Annotated in this window: 18 protein-coding genes, 2 tRNA genes and 2 pseudogenes; 10 read left to right on the forward strand and 12 right to left on the reverse strand. The window is 43.9% G+C overall.

Annotated features, from left to right (window positions below):
* Window positions 1–168: 168 nt before the first annotated feature.
* On the forward strand, window positions 169–705 hold the full coding sequence (locus tag IQ224_RS10610; protein ID WP_002735092.1) for a tetratricopeptide repeat protein: 537 nt from the start codon (window positions 169–171) through the stop codon (window positions 703–705).
* Between the two features lie 55 nt (window positions 706–760).
* Here the strand turns inward: IQ224_RS10610 and IQ224_RS10615 are convergent, their stop codons facing one another.
* A complete protein-coding gene (locus tag IQ224_RS10615) occupies window positions 761–2560 on the reverse strand; it encodes an SLC13 family permease (protein ID WP_002740700.1) in 1800 nt (599 codons plus the stop codon).
* 4 nt (window positions 2561–2564) lie between these two features.
* On the reverse strand, window positions 2565–5345 hold the full coding sequence (locus IQ224_RS10620) for a cation-translocating P-type ATPase (RefSeq protein WP_002740698.1): 2781 nt from the start codon (window positions 5343–5345) through the stop codon (window positions 2565–2567).
* Window positions 5346–5778: 433 nt separating this feature from the next.
* On the opposite strand from IQ224_RS10620, the gene pds reads away from it, so the two are divergent.
* Together pds and crtB are read left to right on the forward strand one after the other, a co-directional pair.
* Window positions 5779–7209 carry a 15-cis-phytoene desaturase gene (gene pds, locus IQ224_RS10625; protein ID WP_002740681.1) on the forward strand — a complete coding sequence of 477 codons (1431 nt, stop codon included), beginning with the start codon at window positions 5779–5781 and terminating at the stop codon, window positions 7207–7209.
* 105 nt (window positions 7210–7314) lie between these two features.
* Window positions 7315–8247 (forward strand): 15-cis-phytoene synthase CrtB, encoded by a 933-nt coding sequence (gene crtB / locus IQ224_RS10630; RefSeq protein ID WP_002740679.1) that lies wholly within the window; start codon window positions 7315–7317, stop codon window positions 8245–8247.
* A 63-nt stretch (window positions 8248–8310) separates the two neighbouring features.
* Here crtB and IQ224_RS10635 read toward each other — a convergent pair whose 3' ends face one another.
* Window positions 8311–8787: a hypothetical protein gene (locus IQ224_RS10635; RefSeq protein WP_002740677.1), complete on the reverse strand. Its 477-nt coding sequence runs from the start codon at window positions 8785–8787 to the stop codon at window positions 8311–8313.
* Window positions 8788–9044: 257 nt separating this feature from the next.
* Between IQ224_RS10635 and IQ224_RS10640 the strand changes: the two genes are divergently transcribed.
* Window positions 9045–9287 (forward strand): hypothetical protein, encoded by a 243-nt coding sequence (locus IQ224_RS10640; protein ID WP_002740673.1) that lies wholly within the window; start codon window positions 9045–9047, stop codon window positions 9285–9287.
* A gap of 60 nt (window positions 9288–9347) precedes the next feature.
* Here IQ224_RS10640 and IQ224_RS10645 read toward each other — a convergent pair whose 3' ends face one another.
* Window positions 9348–10040, reverse strand: a complete 693-nt coding sequence (locus tag IQ224_RS10645) for a pirin family protein (protein WP_002740672.1) — start codon at window positions 10038–10040, stop codon at window positions 9348–9350.
* 505 nt (window positions 10041–10545) lie between these two features.
* Entirely contained in the window at window positions 10546–11190 is a 645-nt protein-coding gene (locus IQ224_RS10650; protein WP_002792665.1) for a Uma2 family endonuclease, read from the reverse strand.
* Between IQ224_RS10650 and IQ224_RS10655 the strand changes: the two are divergent.
* Together IQ224_RS10655 and IQ224_RS10660 are read left to right on the forward strand one after the other, a co-directional pair.
* Window positions 11189–11356, forward strand: a pseudogene (locus tag IQ224_RS10655) (enediyne biosynthesis protein UnbU); the annotation flags it as partial. The gene IQ224_RS10650 and the pseudogene IQ224_RS10655 sit on opposite strands and share 2 nt — an antisense overlap.
* Before the next feature lie 230 nt (window positions 11357–11586).
* Window positions 11587–12174 (forward strand): annotated as a pseudogene (locus IQ224_RS10660) (IS200/IS605 family accessory protein TnpB-related protein); the annotation flags it as partial.
* Between the two features lie 402 nt (window positions 12175–12576).
* Here the strand turns inward: IQ224_RS10660 and IQ224_RS10665 are convergent.
* The 3 genes from IQ224_RS10665 to IQ224_RS10680 all read right to left on the reverse strand — a co-directional run bounded on the left by IQ224_RS10665 (window position 12577) and on the right by IQ224_RS10680 (window position 14575).
* Window positions 12577–12648 (reverse strand) — tRNA-Gly (locus IQ224_RS10665).
* A gap of 595 nt (window positions 12649–13243) precedes the next feature.
* Window positions 13244–14098 carry a prohibitin family protein gene (locus tag IQ224_RS10675; RefSeq protein WP_194016028.1) on the reverse strand — a complete coding sequence of 285 codons (855 nt, stop codon included), beginning with the start codon at window positions 14096–14098 and terminating at the stop codon, window positions 13244–13246.
* 3 nt (window positions 14099–14101) lie between these two features.
* Window positions 14102–14575, reverse strand: a complete 474-nt coding sequence (locus IQ224_RS10680; RefSeq protein WP_194032917.1) for an EVE domain-containing protein — start codon at window positions 14573–14575, stop codon at window positions 14102–14104.
* Between the two features lie 320 nt (window positions 14576–14895).
* Between IQ224_RS10680 and IQ224_RS10685 the strand changes: the two genes are divergently transcribed.
* Window positions 14896–16245 (forward strand): HAMP domain-containing sensor histidine kinase, encoded by a 1350-nt coding sequence (locus IQ224_RS10685; RefSeq protein WP_194032918.1) that lies wholly within the window; start codon window positions 14896–14898, stop codon window positions 16243–16245.
* Window positions 16246–16263: 18 nt separating this feature from the next.
* Here IQ224_RS10685 and IQ224_RS10690 read toward each other — a convergent pair.
* A tRNA-Glu gene (locus IQ224_RS10690) sits at window positions 16264–16336 on the reverse strand.
* Window positions 16337–16463: 127 nt separating this feature from the next.
* Between IQ224_RS10690 and IQ224_RS10695 the strand changes: the two genes are divergently transcribed.
* Entirely contained in the window at window positions 16464–17969 is a 1506-nt protein-coding gene (locus IQ224_RS10695) for a hypothetical protein (protein ID WP_194032919.1), read from the forward strand.
* Window positions 17970–18427: 458 nt separating this feature from the next.
* Here IQ224_RS10695 and plsY read toward each other — a convergent pair whose 3' ends face one another.
* From plsY to IQ224_RS10710, 3 genes are all read right to left on the reverse strand, one after another.
* Window positions 18428–19111, reverse strand: coding sequence for a glycerol-3-phosphate 1-O-acyltransferase PlsY (gene plsY, locus IQ224_RS10700; RefSeq protein WP_084990091.1), 684 nt, complete (start codon window positions 19109–19111; stop codon window positions 18428–18430).
* 68 nt (window positions 19112–19179) lie between these two features.
* Complete coding sequence (gene fabG / locus IQ224_RS10705; RefSeq protein WP_194032921.1) at window positions 19180–19875, reverse strand: 3-oxoacyl-ACP reductase FabG; 696 nt, start codon at window positions 19873–19875, stop codon at window positions 19180–19182.
* A gap of 82 nt (window positions 19876–19957) precedes the next feature.
* On the reverse strand, window positions 19958–20983 hold the full coding sequence (locus tag IQ224_RS10710) for an ABC transporter ATP-binding protein (RefSeq protein ID WP_084990141.1): 1026 nt from the start codon (window positions 20981–20983) through the stop codon (window positions 19958–19960).
* Between the two features lie 560 nt (window positions 20984–21543).
* Between IQ224_RS10710 and IQ224_RS24075 the strand changes: the two genes are divergently transcribed.
* Entirely contained in the window at window positions 21544–21645 is a 102-nt protein-coding gene (locus IQ224_RS24075; protein ID WP_370583144.1) for a PEP-CTERM sorting domain-containing protein, read from the forward strand.
* A gap of 199 nt (window positions 21646–21844) precedes the next feature.
* Window positions 21845–22876: a UDP-3-O-(3-hydroxymyristoyl)glucosamine N-acyltransferase gene (lpxD, locus tag IQ224_RS10720; RefSeq protein WP_194032920.1), complete on the forward strand. Its 1032-nt coding sequence runs from the start codon at window positions 21845–21847 to the stop codon at window positions 22874–22876.
* The last annotated feature ends 95 nt before the right edge of the window (window positions 22877–22971 follow it).

Below are 22971 nucleotides of genomic sequence, written 5' to 3' on the forward strand. Positions count from 1 at the left end.
GGGTGTGGGGAGATGGGAGTTTTTTGCTGTGAGCAATGAACAGTAATCAGTGAACTGAAAACTCAAATCTGATCACTGATAACTGATCACTGATCACTGATAACTGACTAAATCCTGCTATAATCTGATTGAATAAGTATAAAAATATTAATTGCTCGATCGCTAATTATGGAAGATACCCTGCCGCTTATTTACGTTTCTGGATTGCTAATTTTTGTGATTGGTTTAGGAATTTTTGTCATCGTGCAAATCTTTAAAACCCGTCGAGTGGAAGGAACCTTTAACAAGCTACAAAAGAAATTGCAAAAAGAAAAAGGTACAGCTAAAGAATACTATGAATTAGGGAGTCTTTATCTGGATAAAAAACTCTATGTTCAAGCTTTGAGTTTACTACAAAAGGCTTTAAAAATCTCTGAGGAAGAAAGCATCGAACCAGAAAATCAAGCCCTAATCTACAATGCGATCGGGTTTTCCTATTTTGCCCAAGAACAATTAGAATTAGCGATTCGTAACTACAAAGAGGCAATTAAACTTTATCCTCAATACTCGATCGCTCTTAATAATCTTGGCAATGTTTACGAAAAGAAACAAATGGCAAAAAAAGCTCTCGAAACCTACGAAGAAACTCTCAAATTTGATCCTAATAATACCGTGGCGAAAAAGCGCACCGAATCCCTGCGTAAACGCTTCGCTGAATCGAAATAGTTTTGACTACTGATCAAATTCTTTTTAGAGATCGAATATTCTTCGATCTCTTTGTTTATTTCAAGCCATAAAACAAGACAATTAAACTAGGGGTTAAAATCGTCAAAATTAAATTTAGGGGCGCACCCAAACGGGTAAAATCGAGGAATTTATAGCCCCCGGGGGCATAAACCATGGTATTAGTTTGATAGCCAATCGGTGTTAGATAACTATTAGAAGCAGCAAAGGTGACAGCATACATAAAAGCCAAAGGATTTAAACCCAAAGTTTTCGCCACTTCAACGGCGACGGGAATCATTAACACCACGGCGGCATTATTAGAGAGGATTTCAGTTAAAAATGAGGTAATTAGATAGAAGAAAACTAAGATCCAAAACCCCGAAAGATGTCCGCCGATAGCCAGTAAATTATCTGCTAACCATTTAGTCGTTCCTGAGTTATCCATGGCAGTACCCAGAGGAATTAAACCCGCTAATAAAAAGATAATATCCCAACGAATGGAACCATAGACTTCCCCTGGTTTTAGACAGCCAGTAATTACCATTAAAACCACCCCAACTAAACTGGTGACGAGAATCGGTTGAATATCAAAAGCGGCAATAATAATCACCAACAAAGTAATCATTAAGGCAATAATTCCCTTATCCTGTCGCAATGATTCGATCTCTTTCTCTTCTAAGACTAATAATTCTCGCGTGGTTTGTAAACCAATAAAACTCTGTTTTGGTCCCTGAACTAAGAGCAAATCTCCAAACTTTAAAGGAATTTTCCCTAATCTTCCTTGCAGTAATTCTGAACCACGTCTAATCGCTAGAACTGTTGCATTATAACGCTGACGGAATTTCAAATCTTTTAAAGTTGTCCCAATTAAACGGGAATTAGAGAGAATCAAAACCTCGGCTAATTTTTCCTCACCTGTAGTAATTGCCGATTCAATATCTTCTTTCTGAAATTTGACATCGGCAAAGATTTCTAATCCCCGTTCATCTTTAATCTTTAATAGTTCTTCCCGACTACTGTGAACGATTAAAATATCGCCAGCATTGAGAACTTTATCAGCTAAAGGTTGGGGTAAATGTACCTTATTCCTGATTAATTCCAACACATCAAAATCAAACTTTCTTTGTAGTCCACTTTCGGATAAAGTTTGACCGATAAGATTAGAACGAGTGCTAATAATTACCTCACTCAGATATACTTTAGAACCATAATCATCGTCCAAAAATTCCCCGGTGGAAGATTTGCGATCGGGTAGTAATTTTGGGGCAAAAATTGCTAAATAAATCAAACCTGCTAAAAAAGTTACTACTCCCAAAGCAGTGAATTGAAATAAGCTAAATTGCCCATAACCCAGCTTGGCAGAAATACCACTAGCGAGAATGTTAGTAGAAGTTCCCACTACGGTAATCATCCCCGCTAAAACCGTGGCGTAGGAAAGGGGAATTAATAACTTAGAAGGGGAAATTTTTTGTTTTTTACACCAATCTTCAACGATGGGTAAAAAGATCGCCACCACTGCCGTGTTATTAATAAAAGCACTAATTGGCCCTACTAATACCCCTAGGACAAATACCTGTTGGTGGGGACTTTTGCCCCCCCAAACCAGCAAGCGATCGCGGATTACTTGAATCACTCCCGTGCGGGTAATTCCGGCACTAAGCACAAACATCGCCATCACTGTCACCGTGGCAGAATTACTAAATCCGGCGATACCTTCTTCGGGAGTAACTAAACCCAAAAGAATCAGGACAATCGCCACGCATAAAGCGGTTAAATCTACCGGTAGCCATTCCGCCACAAAAGCGACTAAAGCAACGACTAAAACCGTTAAAGTCAGAATAATTGGTGTTGGCATTGATTTATTTTTTCGTCATGAACCAGCGAATAAACAACTTCTCTAACTCAATCCAAACAAACATTAAGGCACTAAATCCAAAACAGATTAATAATTCCGTGCCACTAATCCATTGAGTACCGAAGAAGTTTTGTAGAGGAGGAGCATAAATTAACAACAATTGTAGGATCGTTGTCAAGCCCACGGCGACAATAATGTAAGGATTAGAGAAGGGATTCATTTGCACAGCTAACTGGGTATGGGAACGCACCGCCAAAGCATGACCCATTTGTGCTAAACAGAGGGTAGTAAATACCATGGTTTTCCAGCGTCCAGGATCTCCGATTTCGGGGGTTGCCTGAGTATATTGGTAAGCCCAGTACATCATAATAATGGTCAGAATGGCAAAGACGATGCCGATGCGAATCATATACCAACCCAACCCGCGAGCAAAAATGCTTTCCCGGGGGCTAAAAGGTGGACGTTTCATCACATTAGGTTCGGCGGGTTCCATTGCCAAAGCAAGAGCCGGTAAACCGTCGGTGACAAGGTTCATCCAGAGGATTTGCAAGGGAGTCAGAGGTACACCCCCCATACCGATTAAAGGAGCCGCAGCAATGGTTAAAACCTCGCCAATATTACTGCCGAGAATATATTTAATAAAGCGCCGAATGTTACTGTAAACCACGCGCCCCTCTTCGGTGGCAGCGACGATGGTGGCAAAATTATCATCCAGCAAAATCATATCACTGGCTTCTTTGCTGACATCGGTTCCCGTAATCCCCATGGCGATACCGATATCCGCTTGTTTTAGTGCCGGAGCATCATTGACTCCATCCCCCGTCATGGCGACGAATTTGCCCCGTTTTTGCAAAGCTTGGACGATTCTCAGCTTGTGTTCGGGAGAAACACGAGCATAGACGCTCACACCATCTACCTCTCCCTCTAGGTCATTCTGAGACATTTTTTCTAATTCTTTCCCCGTGATTACTCGCTCCCCAGCAGCAGCAATGCCCAATTCACCGGCGATCGCCTTGGCCGTTAATTGATGATCTCCGGTAATCATAATCGGACGAATTCCCGCTTGACGACAGAGGGCAACCGCTTCTTTAACTTCTTTGCGGGGTGCATCGAGCATTCCCACCAATCCCAACCAAACCAGGGATTGTTCCTCACTATCTTCTCTTTCCGCTTCTGGCACTTCTGTGATCGGTTTATAGGAAAAACCTAAGACTCGTAGGCCATTGCCCGCCATTTCGTCATTTTGTGCCAAAATACGGCTTCTTTGTTCATCTGTTAAGGGTTGACTTTCCGCCCCAACTTGGATCAGAGAACAACGTTCGAGAATTAATTCCGGTGAGCCTTTGGTAAACATTAAATAGGTAGAATCACCCAAACCTAACTGAGCATTCTCACAGATTACTGACATTCTCTTTCTTTCGGAAGAAAAGGGAAATTCCCCTAAACGAGGGCTTTTTGGTTCCAATGCTTCCCGATATAGTCCTCCTTTACCCGCTAACGTCAGTAAAGCTCCCTCGGTGGGATCGCCTAAAATTGACCATTCTTGCGCTTTATTTTGCAAAAGTGCATCATTACACAGCACACAAGCCGTTAAAATTGCCTGTAGTTCGGGATCACTTTCACTAACACCATTAAACTCACCGATGGGCGCGTAACCTTCCCCGGTGACAGTAATGACATGGTGGGAAGTATTAACTTTCTGCACCACCATTTTATTTTGAGTTAAAGTTCCAGTTTTATCGGAGCAAATCGTCGTTACCGAGCCTAAAGTTTCCACTGCCGGCAATTTACGGATTAAAGCTTGTCTTCTCACCATTCTTTGGGTTCCAATTGCCAAAGTCACCGTCACCACTGCCGGTAAACCTTCGGGAACAACGGCCACAGCCATACTAAGGGAGGTTTCTAGTAATGACTCAAAAAACTGCCAACCGAAGCGAATTACGCCCCCAAGCACGACTACAGCCACTAAAGCTAGGGAACCACTCACTAAAACGTTACCTAACTGCGACATTCGCTGCTGTAGAGGTGTGGGTTCACTTTCTACTCCTTGTAACATAGCGGCGATTTTACCGATTTCCGTATCCATTCCCGTCTTGGTAATCGCCACTTTCCCTCGTCCCTGTACTACCTCTGTACCCTGATAGACGAGGTTAATGCGATCGCCCAAAGAGGCATCTTCTGGTAAAACCTTCTGTGCTTGTTTATTCACCGATACCGCTTCACCTGTGAGGGCAGCTTCGCGGATTTGCAGGTTTTGTGCTTCTAATAATCTGCCATCGGCGGCAATTTGTACCCCCGCTTCCAGTAACATGATATCCCCGGGGACGAGTTCCTTGGCCGCCACTTCAAAGGTGCTACCATTACGGATAACCCGGACTTTCGGCGAGGATAACTGCTTAAGGGCGGCTAATGCCTTTTCTGCCCGACTTTCCTGTAAATATCCTAAAATACCGTTTAAAATAACAATTGTAAAAATAGCGATCGCATCTTTGGGAAATTCCGCTTTTTTCAGGTCCAAAACCGCCGAAACCACCGCCACGGCAATCAGCATCACTAACATAATGTTAGTAAACTGTTCCCAGAGAATCATTAACGGGCTGCGTCCCCCCGTTTCTTTTAGTTCATTTAACCCGAAAATATCTTTTCTTTTAACAATTTCCGCCTCGTTTAAGCCGGTTTCCCCATTGGTTCTCAGTATTTCTAGGGTTTGTTCGCCAGTTAAATTGTGCCAAGCACGATTATTCTCTATCTCCGAGACTTGGGGGGACGTAGTGGGAAAAGTCATAGCGAGCGATTGAAGAGGGTGTACGCGTGAACTAAAAAGGTAAGCGAGTTAAGCTAATTACATATCACAATATCAGTAATCAGTTATCAGTGACCAGTAATCAGTTATCAGTGACCAGTAATCAGTTATCAGTGACCAGTAATCAGTTATCAGTGACCAGTAATCAGTTATCAGTGACCAGTAATCAGTTATCAGTGACCAGTCAGCAGTTATCAAGGAAGTGGGGAAGTGGGGAAGTGGGGAAATGGGGAAGCTGTCTCATCACCCTATCACCCCAAAACCCCATCACCCCAAAACCCTATCACCCTATCACCCTATCTCCTCCTGCCCCCTGCCGACCGCCTTCTCGATAATCTGAAAAAAAATGTAACGAAATGTGAAGTATAATAGCGAATGTGATAAAGACAAGACATTAGAGAGTAGATAGGAAACGATGCGAGTTGCGATCGCTGGTGCGGGACTAGCCGGATTATCTTGTGCGAAATACCTTGTCGATGCGGGACATACGCCCATCGTACTGGAACGTCGCGATGTATTAGGGGGAAAAATTGCCGCTTGGAAAGATGCCGATGGGGACTGGTACGAAACCGGTTTACATATCTTCTTTGGCGCTTATCCCAATATGCTGCAATTATTCAAGGAATTAGGCATAGAGGATCGCCTACAGTGGAAAGAACACTCGATGATCTTCAATCAGCCGGAAAAACCAGGGACCTATTCGCGGTTTGACTTCCCTGATATTCCCGCCCCAATTAACGGTATTGTTGCCATTCTTCGCAATAATGATATGTTAACTTGGGAGGAAAAAATTAAATTTGGACTCGGTTTAATTCCTGCCATTGTTAAAGGTCAAAGTTACGTCGAGGAGATGGATAAATATTCTTGGTCGGAATGGTTAGAGAAACAAAACATCCCCCCTAGGGTAGAAAAAGAAGTGTTTATCGCTATGTCGAAAGCCCTAAACTTTATCGATCCTAACGAGATTTCCGCCACGATTCTACTAACAGCCCTCAACCGCTTTTTACAGGAGAAAAACGGCTCAAAAATGGCCTTTCTCGATGGTTCACCCCCGGAAAGACTCTGCCAACCTTTAGTCGATTATATCACCGCTAGAGGTGGCGAAGTGCGCTTGAATGCCCCTTTAAAAGAAATTCTGTTAAATGAAGATGGCACAGTTAAAGCCTTCTTAATGCGCGGTTTAGATGGCGGGGAAGATTATCTTTTTGAAGCCGATCTTTATGTGTCTGCGATGCCTGTAGATCCTTTAAAAGTTTTACTACCTAAACCTTGGCAAGAAGATAAATTCTTCCAAAAATTAGAAGGATTAGAAGGAGTTCCCGTCATTAATTTACACCTTTGGTTTGATCGCAAACTAACCGACATCGATCATTTATTATTCTCCCGTTCGCCTTTACTCAGTGTTTATGCCGACATGAGCAACACCTGTAAAGAATACGCTAACCCCGATCGCTCGATGTTAGAATTAGTTCTCGCTCCCGCTCAGGATTGGATTAGCAAATCCGATGAAGAAATTATCGCCGCCACGATGAAAGAATTAGAAAAACTCTTTCCCCAACATTTTACTGGCGATAATCCCAGTCAATTGTTAAAATATCATCTGGTGAAAACTCCCCGATCGGTTTATAAAGCCACCCCTGGCCGACAAGCTTATCGACCTTCTCAGAAAACTCCGATCGAGAATTTTTATCTCGCCGGTGACTATACCATGCAAAAATATTTAGGAAGCATGGAAGGAGCGGTTTTATCAGGGAAATTAGCGGCAGCAGTGATCAGCAAAGATCACCCCGCAGCACCGCTAAACCCGAATAAAACCCAATCCACACCAGTGTCCAGCGCTCGTTAATTCTCTGGCTAGGGACTAATGACGAAAATGGCCTTGAGTGAGACAATGCTATATCATTAGCCACAGTTCGCCGTTAATCTAAGTCAATCATTCCGCCCCAGCAGAATGCTCCAATTGCCAAAACCGACCCACCCCACCAAACCCCTCGTCTCCCTTGCGGAGTCCTACGAACTCTGTCGCCGGATTACAGAGAAGTATTCCAAAACGTTTTATCTCGGTACTCTCCTGATGCCGAAAGCAAAACGTCAAGCGATCTGGGCAATTTATGTCTGGTGTCGTCGTACCGATGAACTGGTCGATGGACCCCAAGCCCGGTTAACTACCCCTGAAACCCTCGATTTATGGGAAAAACAGCTAGAAACTGTCTTTTCTGGGGTTGCCCTTGAGGATGCCGATGTCGCTCTCGTGGATACTCTAGAAAAGTTCCCCATGGATATCCAACCCTTTCGGGATATGATCGCCGGGCAACAGATGGACCTCTATCGCAGTCGTTATCAAACCTTTGATGAACTAAAACTGTACTGCTATCGGGTGGCGGGGACGGTGGGGTTAATGTCCAGCGCGGTCTTAGGATTGGAGGATGGCGATCGCTCGGCCCCTTGGCGACGCAATCAAAGCGTTTATATTCCCCAAGAAGAAGCGATCGATCTCGGTATTGCCAATCAATTAACCAATATTTTGCGGGATGTGGGGGAAGATGTCCATCGTGGGCGGATTTATCTACCTTTAGAGGATTTAGAGCGTTTTAACTACAGCGAAGATGATTTACTCAAAGGGGTTAATGATGACCGTTGGAAGGGGTTAATGCGCTTCCAAATTGAGCGGGCCCGTTATTACTACGATTCCGCCGAAAGGGGGATTCGCGCCCTTAATCCCGATTCCCGTTGGCCGGTTTGGGCGGCTTTACTGCTTTATCAAGGCATTTTAGACGTAATTGAAGCAAATAATTACGATGTCTTCGCCCGTCGTGCCTTCGTGCCTTTAGCCAAGAAAATGCTCTATTTACCCGTGGCTTGGTTGCGATCGCATGCGTTGTAAAAATGCGACGGGTTTTGTCGCTTACCGACTCCACCCGTCGAGTCTTAACTAGGGTTGGCTTTTTCAGCGCGATTTAGGAGTCACCAACCAGAAAGGTCCGGTTTCCGTGCAGGGAACATCTCGATCGGTTTCGTAAACCACAAGACCATCTTGCCGATCCAAAACCAGGGCCTCTCCTAGACGGACGTAGGATATAAATGGGCCGAGATAGCGGACGACAGGCTCATCGCTACAGGCCGGCAATACCCGATCGTTAAAATACTCGTACCCCACATCCTCGACGCTTTCATAGTAGCGGATGCTGAGATCATTGATCGCTTTCCCCGGAAAGCGGTCTTGGATAGCTGACCGGAGAAATTCTGGCAGCGGTCGTTCGGGCGATAATAATGTGGCAGATTTCATGCCCTTTCCCCCTAAAACTAAAGGAAGCGGGAAACTCTGACAAATGCCGTCCCGATCGGAACTATTGGCTTCCGCTCCCCACCTCGGCAATTTTTTACTAGGGACGGGATCTGGCGCAGGGAGTCCCTTTGTATTCATTGTAACAAATTTCTCCGCAAAGGTTCGGATCGATACCGTCAGAACAGTTTTTCTTGATTTTTCGTTACAAAGATTGACAAATTTATCCTTTTATTTTGGCGATAATAATAATTACCCGGCGACGAGCCAGAAAAAATAATGGAAATAGGGAAAGACGGACGAGGCTGGGACTAACTAACTGGCAATAATGATAGCGAGAAAAGAAGTAGTTTAGTAGTGCCGAATTCTCGTTCCCAATCATTTAGGAGGTAGGAAAGATGACAATTTATGTCACCCGCGAGGGGGATAAACTGGTGGCCGATTCCCCACTGGAATTGGTGGAAAAATTACAACAATGTCAGGGTAGAATGACGGAAACAAGACAGGACTTCATGACTCGGATGGCTGCACAGATGGTGGCCAGCCAAGGCGTTACCGTTCCTATCACCGATCCAGAGAATTTTATCGCCGAGCTAATCCATAACGATTTTCTGAGCGTGGTGGACAGTATTGATGGCTGAAAGTCGGCCGGGGAATTGACGGCAAAACTTCGCCCCTAGGGTTTCTAACACTCAACCCCACTACCCTAGGTCAAAAAGCAAAATTTCCGAGTCTTCTAGGGATTGAATAGCCAAAGAAGTTTCCTCGCTAATTGCCGCTCCATCCCCCGCTCGTAAATGCAAGCCATTTAGGGTTATTTGCCCTCTAGCCACTTGTAACCAGCCATAACGACCGGAAGCTAAGGAATGAGTCAGGGACCGGCCTGGGGGCAGAATTCCTGCGTAGAGATTAACGTCTTGATGGACTTTAACCGCATTACCAGCACCGGTGGGAGAGGCGATTAATTGTAGGGTATGGGGAGAAAATGCGATCGCTTTTTGTTCGTAGCTGGGTTCTAGATTTTTTTGGTCGGGAATAATCCAAATTTGCAGAAGATGCAGGGTATTAGTGGCAGAATGATTAAATTCACTGTGTTTTATCCCCGTTCCTGCGCTCATCCGTTGAATTTCACCGTGTCGAATCACGGAACCCGTGCCGAGACTGTCTTGGTGTTCTAGTTCTCCCGCCAAAACATAGGTTAAAATCTCCATATCCTGGTGTCCGTGGGTGTGAAATCCTTTTCCCCCAATCACTTTATCCTCATTAATAACTCTGAGACTCCTAAAATTAATCTGTTGGGGATCATAATATTGGGCAAAAGAAAAAGTATGATAGGTATCCAACCAACCATAGTTAGCGTGGCCTCTTTCCTCCGCTTGGCGTATAGTAATCATCAGTTTTCCTCTTTTTTATCTCTATATTCCTAGTATATGAAATCTTGCCAAAAATGAGCAGTAGGCACTTAAAATTCAGATAGTTACTTTAGCTGCTTTTTTAGCACCAAAAGCCTCCTATTGGGAGCTTAGGAAGAATGTAATTACTTCTTAGAGCAGAGCAAATCATACTAAATCTGGTTATTAAAGACTGATTATTTATTACCCCTTTTGCCTGTTCTCATAAGTAGGCTATACGCAACGGATTTAGTATCATCTCGAGAATTGGCAAATATAGCTCGATTTTTGTTTAAGCTGTACTGCATTAAATTGCGTATTGAATAATTTAGTACAAATGCTCAAATTTCTTCTCCCTGCTTCCTTTCCCCCTCTCCCTGGCAGTCTTAAAGAGTTATTTAGATAGTCAACAGCTTATGATTGCGGTAAAAAACCCTAACTATAGCATTTGGGCAGGTTACTTCATAAGTTGCAGTTCAGCTTGCTTGATCAAGATTTCAGGTCAAACTTAAACCAAATCTCGCCAATCTATCCCTAAATCTTGTAATTTTTGAGTCATCTTTTCCGCTACTTCTTCAGGGGTGGGAACGAGTTTACCTTCAGGGGTAAAAAAGCGTAATTGGCTGTCATGAACCCCTAAAAATAATTCTAACTGTTGACTCCATAACCAACCCTGTTCATTCGCGGCAATTTCTTCGTATTTTCCTGCCATCAACTGAAACCCCTTAAATTCTAAACTGGTAGGATCAAACCAGAAATAGTTAGGAGTCCGGAAAGTTTCCTGATAAATTTCTTTCTTGAGACCTCGATCGGTTTCTGCCGTTGAATCAGACAAAATCTCGATGATGACATGGGGATATTTGCCATCTTCTTCCCACACTACCCAACTTTTACGAGGTTTTCTTGCTACTCCCAAAACCACAAAAAAATCAGGACCCCTAAAATATTCTGATTTACGTTGATTGGGACTGTAATAAATAGTCAGATTACCAAAAGCATAGAAATCTTGGCGGTCTTTCCATAATAACTCTAGTGATTGGATCAAAAGCATCAATTGACGCAGATGTAACTCTGTTTCCATAGGGGGTTCATCACTCAGTAAATCACTTTTGGGAAAGATAATTTTCTTTAACTCATCTTCAACAATAACCATGACAACCACTAAATTATTTAACCTTCCCTATTTTAGCTCTTCAGTAGAGCGTTCTACTGTTTCCTATCAACCTAATCGTTTAGCAGGATTACGACGCTTTGCCATAGCGATTACCTTTCTCAATATTTTAGGTCATACCGGCCTTGGATTTGAACAATCTTCGGCCTGACAGGGGGACAAGAAGGCTGAAATCCATATATCGTAAGCTTTTCATGGTTTTAGCTCGAAAAAGTTTGCCGCACCATCTCTCACTTATTAATAATAATTCCTAGTAAGCTCGCTCCTATCCCTAGTTCTTTCGTTAGCTTTTTGCCTAGAATCGCTAGATCTATTTCTAGTGAGAGAAGCCAGAAGCCTTTGTTAGCAAGTTTTCTAGCTCGCTTGTCCCCCTGTCAGTTAAAAAGCCTGAATCAATTTTATAACCAACGTCGGGCTAAGTTACAATCTCTGTTAAAAGGCAATCGTCAAAGTTCCCAGAGAATTTGCCGTTTAACTCGCTGTCGTAATCAGAAGATAGATGATTATCTTCATCAGGCTAGTCGTTATTTAGTTAATCTCTTAGTTGACCAAGAGATAACAACTTTAGTAATTGGGAAAAATGACGGTTGGAAACAAAAAGTGAACTTAGGAAAAGTCAACAATCAAAAATTTGTGACCATCCCTCATGCTCGATTAATTGACATGATTAGTTATAAATGTCAATTAGTAGGAATCTCTGTGATTATTCAAGAAGAATCCTATACCTCAGCTTCTAATTTTTTGAATTTAGATCTGCTACCAGTGTATGGACAAACAACTGAAAGGCCAGTGTTTTCAGGAAAAAGAATTTCACGAGGGTTATATCGTACAGATAAGGGGATTCTGGTTCAATCTGATGTCATGGGTTCCTAAAACATTTTGCGAAAAGCATTCCCAAATGCGTTTAACCGCTATGGGATAGAGAGGTGCGTAGTTCACCCAAGGAGAATTAATCTCTCGAAGTAAAAGTGGCTCTTCGGTTTGTGTTATGCAATGGATGGGGGTTATAAGGAATGAAACCCTTATAGAGACAGACATTACCGCGATTTTTGTCAATTGTTTGCGATCTAGAGCGAACTAATCAATTAAATCTCTTGCCAGATAAGGATTTAGTCGATTTATGCCCCCATATCGAACCATACCAAGTCCCGAAGAGCCGTAAAAGTGAAGGGAATTTCTGAAATGGAATTCAGTCTGTCTATATTTGACTATACTTTTACTAACTATAGTTACTTTAACAAAATAGTCCTAAAAGTCTTTCCCAGTAAACATTTCACGATTCCATAGGCAAAAATTATCACAAAAAGTCGAGAAGATCCAAACTTTTTCAGCAAACCCTAATTAGTTGTCGTAACAATTGTCGTCAGAAGCGGGTAACGCGACTCGAACGCGCGACATTCACCTTGGGAAGGTGACGTTCTACCACTGAACTATACCCGCAAAACTATTCCTAATCATAGCATTGACCCCCCGACGAGAGCAACTGCTCTAGGCTGTTTTTCATCATCGCGCCAGTTTGTCCAGAAACGCTAAACTGTAAAGCTTCCCGATAGACTCGCCGCCGGATGATCAAGAATATTCACCGTCCCACCAGAAGACTCGACTTCCCCTTTGACAAAAGACCATAACCTCTGCTGTAGGAGGGGTTAAGACAATTTCTGATGTTCCGTTACTGGGTACCAATCAACGCCTTCTGTTGCGGAGAAGTCGGTCGAGTTATCTTAGAAAAACGATAACTTCCCTCTCTAATCGCACATTCTACCATATTCAGGTAAATCGTCTCTAAGTCCCCCAATAAAGTCCGAAAACTATTTCTAGGGATCTTGCCTTGATTCTGTTCTTTTCTCTGTTTAGATTGCACCGATTCACTGCGCCTCGGTTTAATCACATTCAGGGAACTATCATCAATTTATTCATCCTCAAATAGTCAAGGAGCTAGAGATTGTTTTCAATACCATTTGTCGATAATATCACCGGGTAATTTTGAGAAGTTGGCAAGGTTTCTTTTAAAATGCCTCTGAGCTTGGACAGGAATTTATGGGGTATTTTCTGGAAAAGAATCACTATAATTAAATAAAAATGGTACGCTATTTTTTCCCGATCCATCCATGACTAAAACCCGGGGCATTTGCGCTCCACCTTCGCGCCAAGCTTCGATCGCTTCTTTCTGTAAAACTAATCCTCCTCCCTGTTCTTTTAAAGTTTCTGCTAATAGTCTTTGTGCCTCAGCTTTCCCTTTAGCGCGATTAACTTCTGCTTGGGCCTGTTGTTCCGCTTCTTGGGTGATATAAACGGCTCTTTGGGCCCGTTGTTCTGCGATTTGCTTATCTTCAACAGCCCGGGCGAATTCTGGAGAAAAATTCAAATCTACCACACTGGTATCTAAGACTAGAATACCATACTTTTCTAACCGAGTCGATAGGGCATTATCAAAGTCTTCTTTTAACTCACTGCGTCGAGTAATTGCCTCCTCTACGGTTCTTTTAGCGGCGGCAATTTTAAAGGATTCTTGGGTTTGAGGGGCGATAATTTTAGCAACAATATTTTGCAGGGTGCCTTGGGTTCTTCTAATGGCCACTACTTGGGTCGGATCGAGACGAAAATTAATCGCAAAACTAGCGGATAAATCCTGTAAATCTTTAGTAGAACTTTGGGCGGGAACTTCAAATTTTTGCACCGTAACATCGTAGATATCGACACTAGAAACAAAGGGAGGTTTAAAGTGCAATCCCTCCAATAAAACCCCGTCCTTAGCCTTTCCTAAAACACTTAAAACCCCCGCTTGTCCGGGAGTGATAATCACATAGGCATTAAAGGCCGCTAAAATGACAATAGTGACCAATAATCCCCCGATCAGGGAAAGTAAATTAATAGCATCTTTTTGGTTCATAGTTTATACTCCTTGACGAGCGACTAAAGCGAGAATTTTTGTGGCAATCGCTTGATTGACAGGCATCACTGACAGACGATTTCCTGTCCTTACTAATAATAATTCATCGGCGGTAAAATTTTGTTTTAAAATTCCCAGGGGCAGCAGTTGGGGAAAAAGGCGATCGAACTCAACTTTAACCGTCCACCAGCGTGGGGAATCTGGAGAGGATTTAGGATCATAGTAGGGACTATCGCGATCGAATTGTGTAGGATCGATCATATCGGTTTCCACTACGCGCATCAAGCCGACAATCCCCGGCGGGGTGGTATTAGAATGGTAAAAAAAGGCTAAATCTCCCCGCTTCATCTGACGGAGAAAATTGCGGGCCTGATAATTTCGCACTCCCTCCCAAATAGTTTGACCATCTTTTTTAAAATCCCCGATACTATAGACATTGGGTTCCGATTTCATTAACCAGTAATTTAAATTCATCATTTATAGTTGTGATTAATTCAAATAAGCTCAAAAATATTTTTAGCCGTTCCTGTCAGCCTTGTTGCCATAGGATTAAATATAATTCACTTTAGCTGCTTTTGTAGTTCTACTCAAACAATTACTGAGAAGAATGTATCTAAGAATACTTTTGTTAGCGGCAATTTTTAAGGACTATGAGCGTTCAAGTCTAGCTATTCTTGGCAACCGTCAGTTTTTCCCTATGGCTAAAAATAACTTATTCTCCACTATTAAATCGCTCAAATAAGCTGTAAAATAGGATACATTGCCCTAAAAATCTCTAGCCAATCAATAGATTATCGGTGTTCCAAGCCACTCGCCGCCGTTTAGCCTTATGGTACACTGTTGTCACTGCCATACTACTGCTTTTTCTCGCTACGGGAATGTATTTTTATGTGCGGCATACCCTAGTGGATCGCATTGATGATACCCTTAAACACATCATTGAGGTGGTAAATCGTTCTCTCGTGATCGAATCGATTCCCCCGAACCAAGGACGTTATCGCGTCGATCCCCTCGCAAGTTTTCCCAGTCAGGGTAAATCCGTGGAGGACGATCATATAGATTTGGAATGGTTCGATCCCCAAGGTAATCTAGTTTGGTCAACTCTGCCCGAATCCTTAGATATTCCCCTCCATCCCCACCGTCAGGGGGAAACTATTCGCTTATCCGATGATCGTCTGCTGCGACAAATAACCGAAAGGGTGGAAATCGATCATTATGTTTTGGGATATCTGCGGGTAAGTCATCCTTGGTTTGAGGTGACAAAACCGATTAGACAGCTATTATTGGATTTAATCCTCGGAATTTGCCTGATGATTGCCAGTGTAGCCGGGATTGGTTGGTTTTTGTCCGGTTTAGCCATTCAACCGGTAAAAGAGTCCTATCAGAGTTTAAAACAATTTACCGCCGATGCTTCCCATGAATTACGCAATCCGATCGCCACTATCCAAACTAACGTGCAAATGGCGATCGCTTATCCTCAAACTGGCGATCAACGCTTGCAGGTGATCGAGCGTTTAACGGAAAGATTGGGCAATTTAGTCAATGATCTGCTTTTTTTAGCCCGTTCTGATAGTGGCATCGTCCAACCGATCGAGCAAGCTGTACCTTTGGACGCTTTATTGATGGAAGTGGTGGAAGAACAGCGTTTAATCGCCGATAAGCAGGGAATTTGCCTTTCTTTGTCGATTGTGGAACCGAACCAAGAGGATTTTTCCTACAGCGATGAAATGTTTACTATGGAGGGAGATTGGGATCAATTAGCTCGTTTATTCACAAATTTAATTTCTAATGCCCTAAAACACGCTTTTTTGCCAGAATCTGAGCCTAAAAATGTAGCAGTGGAATTGGAAAAAAGTAAACGCGATCGACAATCGGTGTTACTGGTGCGCGTCAAAGATAACGGAATCGGTATTCCCGAGGCTGCTTTGTCCCATATTTTTGATCGCTTTTATCGTCTCGATCCCGCGCGACAAAATTCTGCCACTTCCGGGGGAACGGGATTAGGATTAGCGATCGCTTTAGCGATTACCCTCAGTCATCATGGACAAATTAGCGTCGAAAGTCAGATCGATCGAGGAACAATCTTCACCGTCAGCTTACCGAAAAGCCATCAACGGGAGAAAAAAACCGAAAAGTCAGAAGCTTAACACCTCTGACTTTTTTTATACCCCCAAGGGAATTCGAATCCCTGTCGCCTCCGTGAAAGGGAGGTGTCCTAGGCCACTAGACGATGGGGGCGTGGATTTCAGACCTTTTTAAATATAACAATAATCTTTCCTAGAGTCAAGGGTTTTAGCAAAAAATTTTTTTATCCCGCCCTTGCACAATAGGATAGTCTAAATGAAGATGTTATCGCCCAAAATCCATGGCTGCCGATCCCTATAAAAGCCGACTGTTCAACCTGATCAACCGTCGTTTGATCCGTCTGAAAGATAACCTCGGCCGCGTCTCCCGTAGCGGTCAAAATGCGATCGCTATTACCCTGCAAATAGCCCTTTATCCTGTCTATTTGCTGGTACAATCCCTGCGGATGACGGCTAATCAATTGGGGAACAGTCTCCAGAAACAATTATCACCCCCCGGCAAGGATGGGACGGATGCGATCGCGGAATTTCTCCAGAGCTTATCCGACCAAGAAACGGCATTTATTGGCATAGCAGCCGATCTAGAGGATCAAGCTTTAGTTTTCGTCACTAACGATCACCAGACTGTTAAAATCACCGATAATCAAACCCAAAGACAAATAGAAAAACAAATTAGGACGGCACTGGCTAACTACGCCCTCGAAAAACGGAAAATTAAGCGATTAAATCGTCAATATCCGCCTTTATTACCAAATTTTACCGATAAAAATCCTGTCTTGCCTCCGATCCGTTGGTTTTGGAACCTACTACGCTGGGAACAACAGGGACAAATCGCGATCGCCATAAATCTATTCCAAGAATCCCATCTCGTCAAAACCCCGACACCACTCTCCTTACCACTGCCTAATTTAAATTCTCAAGCGATTTTAGAAGTTATTGACGAAAAATTAGCGATTTTCGAGGCTAAATTTCTCGCTATCTCCCCCGCAATCCCCAGCAGTGTTAGCCACACCTCTAAACCCCCTTCCGATCTCGTTAACCAGTCCCCGAATCTGGAGAAAAATTCCTCCTATCTCTGGCGACTTTATTGGTTAATTTATGCGGCGATCGAGCATTTCTGGGCAAAAGAGAAGAATAATTTAGAATATAGTGCTGATTCCCCCGCTTTATCGGCAAAATATCCCCTAAGTCTTCCTAATTCTCTGCTGATCACCTTCAAGCAACGTCTCCAGGATTGGCTAGAAAAACAAACCCAAGCGGATCCCTTCACGCTCGGCAAACTCATCCAAGCGGCGATCGATCACTTCTTTTCCTCTCGCCAATCCCTGACATTTTCCGCCGTCAGCGAGCAAAATTGGCTAGAATCCGCCGATATATTGGCTATTTCTCCCCAAGACTCCGAAAAACCCCGCCTTAATCCCGCTTATCCCCTTCCCCAGTCCCCAGTCACCACAGCCGAGCCTGATATCACAAAAAAAGCTTTTAGTCAAGAAAAACAAAATAAATCTTTACAAAAAATCCCCCCGGCCGCTGCCCAAATTACTCCTGGAGAATCCCCCCCCGCCACCCAATTAGATCCCCGCTATGCTAAGGAGATAATTCAACCAATTAACGAGGAATGGTTAGAAACCGAATCAACCCCCGTCGGCTACGTTAAACACCCCTTAGAACGGATTTTAGAGGGATTAGATGCGATCATTTTATGGGTAGAGGAATTGGTTATTAAAATTTGGCGTTGGTTGCGGTATGATCGACGCATTTCTAAATTACTCAAACGCAAACGCTAAATCGATCGAGCGATTTTGGGTATAGTTGATCGGGTAGTCTTTCTGTTGTGAGAAACTTGAGACTATCTTTAGGGACTTATACCAATTTTCTAAACTAGCGGCAGAGATGGCTAGTTAAAAAAGGCACTCAACTGACCGATATTATCGTATGGGAATGCACCACCGTTTTATTGCTTTTGATAGTCCCTTCGATTAGTCCCAAACCCTATCAAACACCGAAACCAACTTTAAAGTAACCAGAAAACTAGGCTTAGGAAAACAATAATTAAGGGTGATGCTAAATCCGGTTATTTAAAGAATTATTTATTGCTCCTATTGCCCATTGCCTGTCCTGATATGTAGCCTACACTCAACAGATTTAGTATCAGTTATCTTAAGGGTGAGTTACGAAGTCTCTGGTTTTAGGGAACGGGCAACGGGGAACATGAGCCAGTCGTCTAGAGATGAGACAAATTAGGTTACACTTCATCTGTAGAAGAAACGCTGTAACCTAATTCCGATGATGGCTGTACTTTCTGACCTATTTTCGGTTCTGTGCCTGCCAACAATCTTTTAATATTACCCTGATGACGAACAATCACATAGATTCCCCCCATCAAACTAAATAAAATATAGGGGAGAGGTTGACCCAAAACAATCATTAAAATATTGACCACCAGCGCCCCAATAATCGAACCTAAAGAAACAATCCGGAAAAGTGCCAGAATAACTAAAAAACTCGCCAAAGTTCCGCAAGCCACTAGGGGATTCATCACTAATAAAACCCCTAAACTGGTGGCGACGGATTTACCACCACTAAAATTCAAGAAAATCGATTTACTATGACCGATGATTGCTCCCAATGCTGCCCCGATAATTAACCAGTAATACCAACTTTCTGGGAGAGGATTGACATCAATAAAATATAGCCCGCGTACCAGGGCCACCGCCGCCATTCCTTTTAACATATCAATTAATAACACCGTCACCCCGGCAGTTTTTCCCAGAGTTCTCAACACATTGGTGGCCCCGGTGGAACGGGAACCATAGTCACGAATATCGATACCTTTGCTGTATTTACCGATTAAATAACCCGTGGGAATTGAACCGAGCAGATAGGATAAAAGTAAGATAGTAACACTGATAAGAATCGGAATAAGCATAAATTAAACCCAATTTTTAGCAAGAGCGAGCGTCGTCATCAGTGTATCAGCCCGAAGACAAAAAACACTCACAGGGAACCATAGACGGGAATTGCCGCCCCGCGCAAGTCTTTCGCCCCTTCCCCCGCTAGAAAACAGATCACCTCGGCTAGAGATTGGGGACTTACCCAGTCCTTGGCATTTGCCTCTCCCATCGCTTCCCGGTTGCCCGGAGTATCGATAACACTTGGCAAAACCACGTTAGCGGTAATATTAGTCTGTTTGGTTTCTTCTGCAATCGCTTGGGTTAAAGCCACTACCGCCGCTTTCGAGGCACAATAGGCGGCCAAATTTGCCCCCGGTTGTACGGCACCACGAGAACCGATAGTGACGATACGACCATAGTTATGAAGTTTCATCGAGCGCAAACAGTGTTTACACAGTAAAAAAGTGCTATGGAGGTTTAAATCAAACATTTTTAGCCAATCTTCATAGCTAAACTCCTCCGTCGCCCCCATGGTAAAACCCCCGACTAGATGAATTAAAACATCGACCCGACCGAGATCATCAATTAATCTGGACACGGCAGTTTCTTGGGTTAAATCCACCCTGACAAAGCGAATACGCTCAAATTCCGCCGCACTCAGCCGAGATTTCAGACGAGCTACCTCCCTTTCCTCCCGATAGGTCACGGTTAGATGACCGCCATGGTGTAAAACTGCCGGAGTGACTCCTAAACCCAGTCCTCCCGTACCGCCGGTCAGCAATACCCGTTTATCTTTCATATCGATAGATAGATAGTCGATCGCTCCAATTATAGATGATTTAACCCGGCAATTGGGCAATATTACCGCCTTTCTCGCCAGACTAGGATTCCTTCATCGCTTGTTTTTTCTCCGCCTTCAGGTCGCGACTGCTGGCGGCGGCAATTTCCGCATCCATCAGGGTGCGTCCGGTGGCCGCTAGATAGACATCATCGAGACTAGGACGGGATTGGGCCATGCTAAACACGGGTAATCCCGATTCGGCTAGGGTTTGTTCAATTTTGCTTAAAGGATTGCTATTGGCCGTGACGATGAGATTAAGGGAGTTACCCTGGGCGGTATTAACGATTACTTCCTCGACAAAAGGCAGACGGGATAATAATTCTTTCGCTTTTCGGGCCTCTTCCTCTGGGGAAAATTCCCGCACTTTCAGGGTAATGCGATCGCCACCCAGTTGCTCCTTCAGTTGTGAGGGGGTACCACGAGCGATGACGATACCATTGTCGATAATTGCCAAGTTATCGGCCAAAGCGTCGATTTCTTCGAGATAATGGCTGGTAATTAATACACTGGTTCCGGCCGCCCGCAATTGTCGCAGAAAATCCCAGACAATCAAACGACTTTCGATATCGAGGCCCACAGTCGGTTCATCCAGTACCAAAACTTCCGGCTGATGCAGTAATCCCGCCGCTAAATCCAGCCGTTTTTTGATGCCGCCGGAATAGGTCCCCGTTTTTTTGTCGGCGTATTCCTCTAATCCTAAAAGATTTATTAATTCTTTGATGCGCTCTCTTGACTTTTGAGCGGGAATGTGATATAGAGCCGCTTGTAGTTGCAACAGTTCCCGGCCGGTGAGCATTTTATCGAGGGCGACTTCTTGGGCAACGTAACCCAGGCGTTTACGGGCGGATTTGGGGTTATTCAGGGCATCGACACCCCCCACCTCGATTTTGCCGCCATCGGGTTTAGCAAGGGTGCAAAGACAGCGAATCGTGGTGGTTTTTCCCGCACCATTGGGACCGAGTAAACCGAAGATTTCTGCCGCTGCCACGGTAAAGGAGATATCTTTAACCGCTGCTGTCTGACCGTAGGATTTTTTTAAGTTTTCGATCGCCACCGCAAGGGTCATAAGCTGATTTTCGCCCACTTGAGCGAGACAATTTTTTTGTTAACTTTCTCGGTCTATTTTAACCCAGATTCCCCACTTGAAAATCTGGTATTGTAGATTTGATCTGCTCACTGCGCTCTCTGCGGCGGTAATGACTGGCAGCTCAAAGGTTGAGAAGGTGGCACTCGTTGGCAATCCCCACTGATTGCCGATTGTTGGGCCAGGGTTTCTAGTTTAGTCTCAACGACAACGTGTAAAAAATGGCAGTCTGTTGTATTTTCAATTACCGTAACCGATCAAGGTTCCGATTTTTAACCTCATTTTTTCGATAAATTCTTCTTTTTAGCGAAGTTTCTTGGCTCTCTTGGATTTGGTGGGTAAAATGTATTCTAAGATACAGTCCTGCTGGCGAGGGAGTGGAATGAACCACAAAGACACAAAGAACACAAAGATTGATCGATCCTATGTAAGTTAAACTTATCAGACAGAACCTAGAAGAGCCGTTTCTTGCCTCTCGACCAGGAAAATATTCAGCCAGTTTTAAGGAAGTAGATACGGTTGTTTCTTAGAGATAGTCAGGAATTTTTAACCTAGATTTTCCAACAGTTCCCGAACCATCCACTCTGATCGCCTTAATACTGTTTGGGTCAATTTTATTAACTCGATCAAGCAGTAAAAACTAAACCCAATCGGTTTTGGAGAGAGCCAACTTATCTCCAAAACCGATCAAGATCGAGATCGGCTTTGTTGAAATGGAAAACAGGGATTATTCCCTAAAAAACTGGCAACTTTTTTGACTATAATAACGACAAGATTATCAGTATAGTTTTAGACTCTTAGACCATCCTATCATCAGCCCTATCTAGATCGCAATATATATTTATGAAATTTAGTGAAATTGCCCAAAAATTAAGCCATTTAGTCTCTGCTCACAGTTTAACTGCCTATCCCGACAGAAATCCCCAAATTAAAGCCATAACTCCCATCGAAACCGCCCTAGTCGATACCATTAGCTATATCGAAGGGGGAAAATTTGCTACCTTTGTCGCCAAAACTGAGGCTACTGCCCTAATTCTGCCCCTGGATCCCAATTTACAACAACAGGCCGACGAACGCGGCATCCCTTGGTTAGCTAGTGCCAATCCCCGACTTTTATTCGCCCACGCCATCAAATTATTCTATCAACCCTTTCAGCCCCAACCCTACATTCACGCCACCGCCGTGGTGCATCCATCGGCTAAAATCGGCCATAAAGTCGCCATCGGGGCCCATGCTGTGGTGGAAGCGAATGTCATCCTCGGTGATGGGGTGTGCATTCATCCTAACGCCGTTGTTTACCCTGGGGTACATATTGGCGATCGCACAACTCTCCACGCTAACTGTACTATCCATGAACGGGTACAAATCGGCAATGATTGCGTTATCCACAGTGGCGCTGTTATTGGTGCGGAGGGCTTCGGTTTTGTGCCGGTTCCCGAAGGCTGGTTTAAGATGGAACAATCGGGTATCGTGGTCTTAGAAGATGGGGTAGAAATTGGCTGTAATAGCGCCGTGGATCGTCCGGCAGTGGGAGAAACCCGCATCGGTAGCCAGACTAAGATCGATAATCTTGTCCATATTGCCCATAATTGCCAAATTGGCCAAGCTTGCGCCCTAGCAGGACAGGTAGGCATGGCAGGAGGCGTAAAATTGGGCAATCGCGTTATTTTAGCGGGACAGGTGGGCATTGCCAATCAAGCAGTAATCGGTGACGATGCGATCGCATCTGCCCAAGCTGGCATTCACAACGATATCGGGGCAGGAGAAGTGGTTTCTGGCTCTCCCGCTATGCCGCATAAACTATTTCTCAAGGTAGCAGCCGCTTACAAGCGTTTACCCGAAATCTATCAAGCGGTTAAGCAATTGAAAAAATAGCCCTATTCGGGGGACAGGAGACAGGAGACAGGAGACAGGAGACAGGAGATTATTTTTATTTATTCTCCCTTCTCCCCACTTCCCCACTTCCCCAC

The sequence above is a fragment of the Microcystis sp. LEGE 00066 genome, assembly GCF_015207925.1.
Classification (GTDB): Bacteria; Cyanobacteriota; Cyanobacteriia; order Cyanobacteriales; family Microcystaceae; genus Microcystis; species Microcystis ichthyoblabe_A.

What these genes read in the sequence shown, in the direction of transcription:
- IQ224_RS10650 (WP_002792665.1), bottom strand. Translation starts at nt 11,190, where the DNA reads ATGGTTATTGTTGAAGATGAGTTAAAGAAAATTATCTTTCCCAAAAGT.
- IQ224_RS10675 (WP_194016028.1), bottom strand. Translation starts at nt 14,098, where the DNA reads ATGAACCAAAAAGATGCTATTAATTTACTTTCCCTGATCGGGGGATTA.
- IQ224_RS10615 (WP_002740700.1), bottom strand. Translation starts at nt 2,560, where the DNA reads ATGCCAACACCAATTATTCTGACTTTAACGGTTTTAGTCGTTGCTTTA.
- lpxD (WP_194032920.1), top strand. Translation starts at nt 21,845, where the DNA reads ATGAAATTTAGTGAAATTGCCCAAAAATTAAGCCATTTAGTCTCTGCT.
- IQ224_RS10635 (WP_002740677.1), bottom strand. Translation starts at nt 8,787, where the DNA reads ATGAATACAAAGGGACTCCCTGCGCCAGATCCCGTCCCTAGTAAAAAA.
- IQ224_RS10610 (WP_002735092.1), top strand. Translation starts at nt 169, where the DNA reads ATGGAAGATACCCTGCCGCTTATTTACGTTTCTGGATTGCTAATTTTT.
- IQ224_RS10620 (WP_002740698.1), bottom strand. Translation starts at nt 5,345, where the DNA reads ATGACTTTTCCCACTACGTCCCCCCAAGTCTCGGAGATAGAGAATAAT.
- crtB (WP_002740679.1), top strand. Translation starts at nt 7,315, where the DNA reads ATGCTCCAATTGCCAAAACCGACCCACCCCACCAAACCCCTCGTCTCC.
- fabG (WP_194032921.1), bottom strand. Translation starts at nt 19,875, where the DNA reads ATGAAAGATAAACGGGTATTGCTGACCGGCGGTACGGGAGGACTGGGT.
- IQ224_RS10640 (WP_002740673.1), top strand. Translation starts at nt 9,045, where the DNA reads ATGACAATTTATGTCACCCGCGAGGGGGATAAACTGGTGGCCGATTCC.
- pds (WP_002740681.1), top strand. Translation starts at nt 5,779, where the DNA reads ATGCGAGTTGCGATCGCTGGTGCGGGACTAGCCGGATTATCTTGTGCG.
- IQ224_RS10680 (WP_194032917.1), bottom strand. Translation starts at nt 14,575, where the DNA reads ATGATGAATTTAAATTACTGGTTAATGAAATCGGAACCCAATGTCTAT.
- plsY (WP_084990091.1), bottom strand. Translation starts at nt 19,111, where the DNA reads ATGCTTATTCCGATTCTTATCAGTGTTACTATCTTACTTTTATCCTAT.
- IQ224_RS10710 (WP_084990141.1), bottom strand. Translation starts at nt 20,983, where the DNA reads ATGACCCTTGCGGTGGCGATCGAAAACTTAAAAAAATCCTACGGTCAG.
- IQ224_RS10645 (WP_002740672.1), bottom strand. Translation starts at nt 10,040, where the DNA reads ATGATTACTATACGCCAAGCGGAGGAAAGAGGCCACGCTAACTATGGT.
- IQ224_RS10695 (WP_194032919.1), top strand. Translation starts at nt 16,464, where the DNA reads ATGGCTGCCGATCCCTATAAAAGCCGACTGTTCAACCTGATCAACCGT.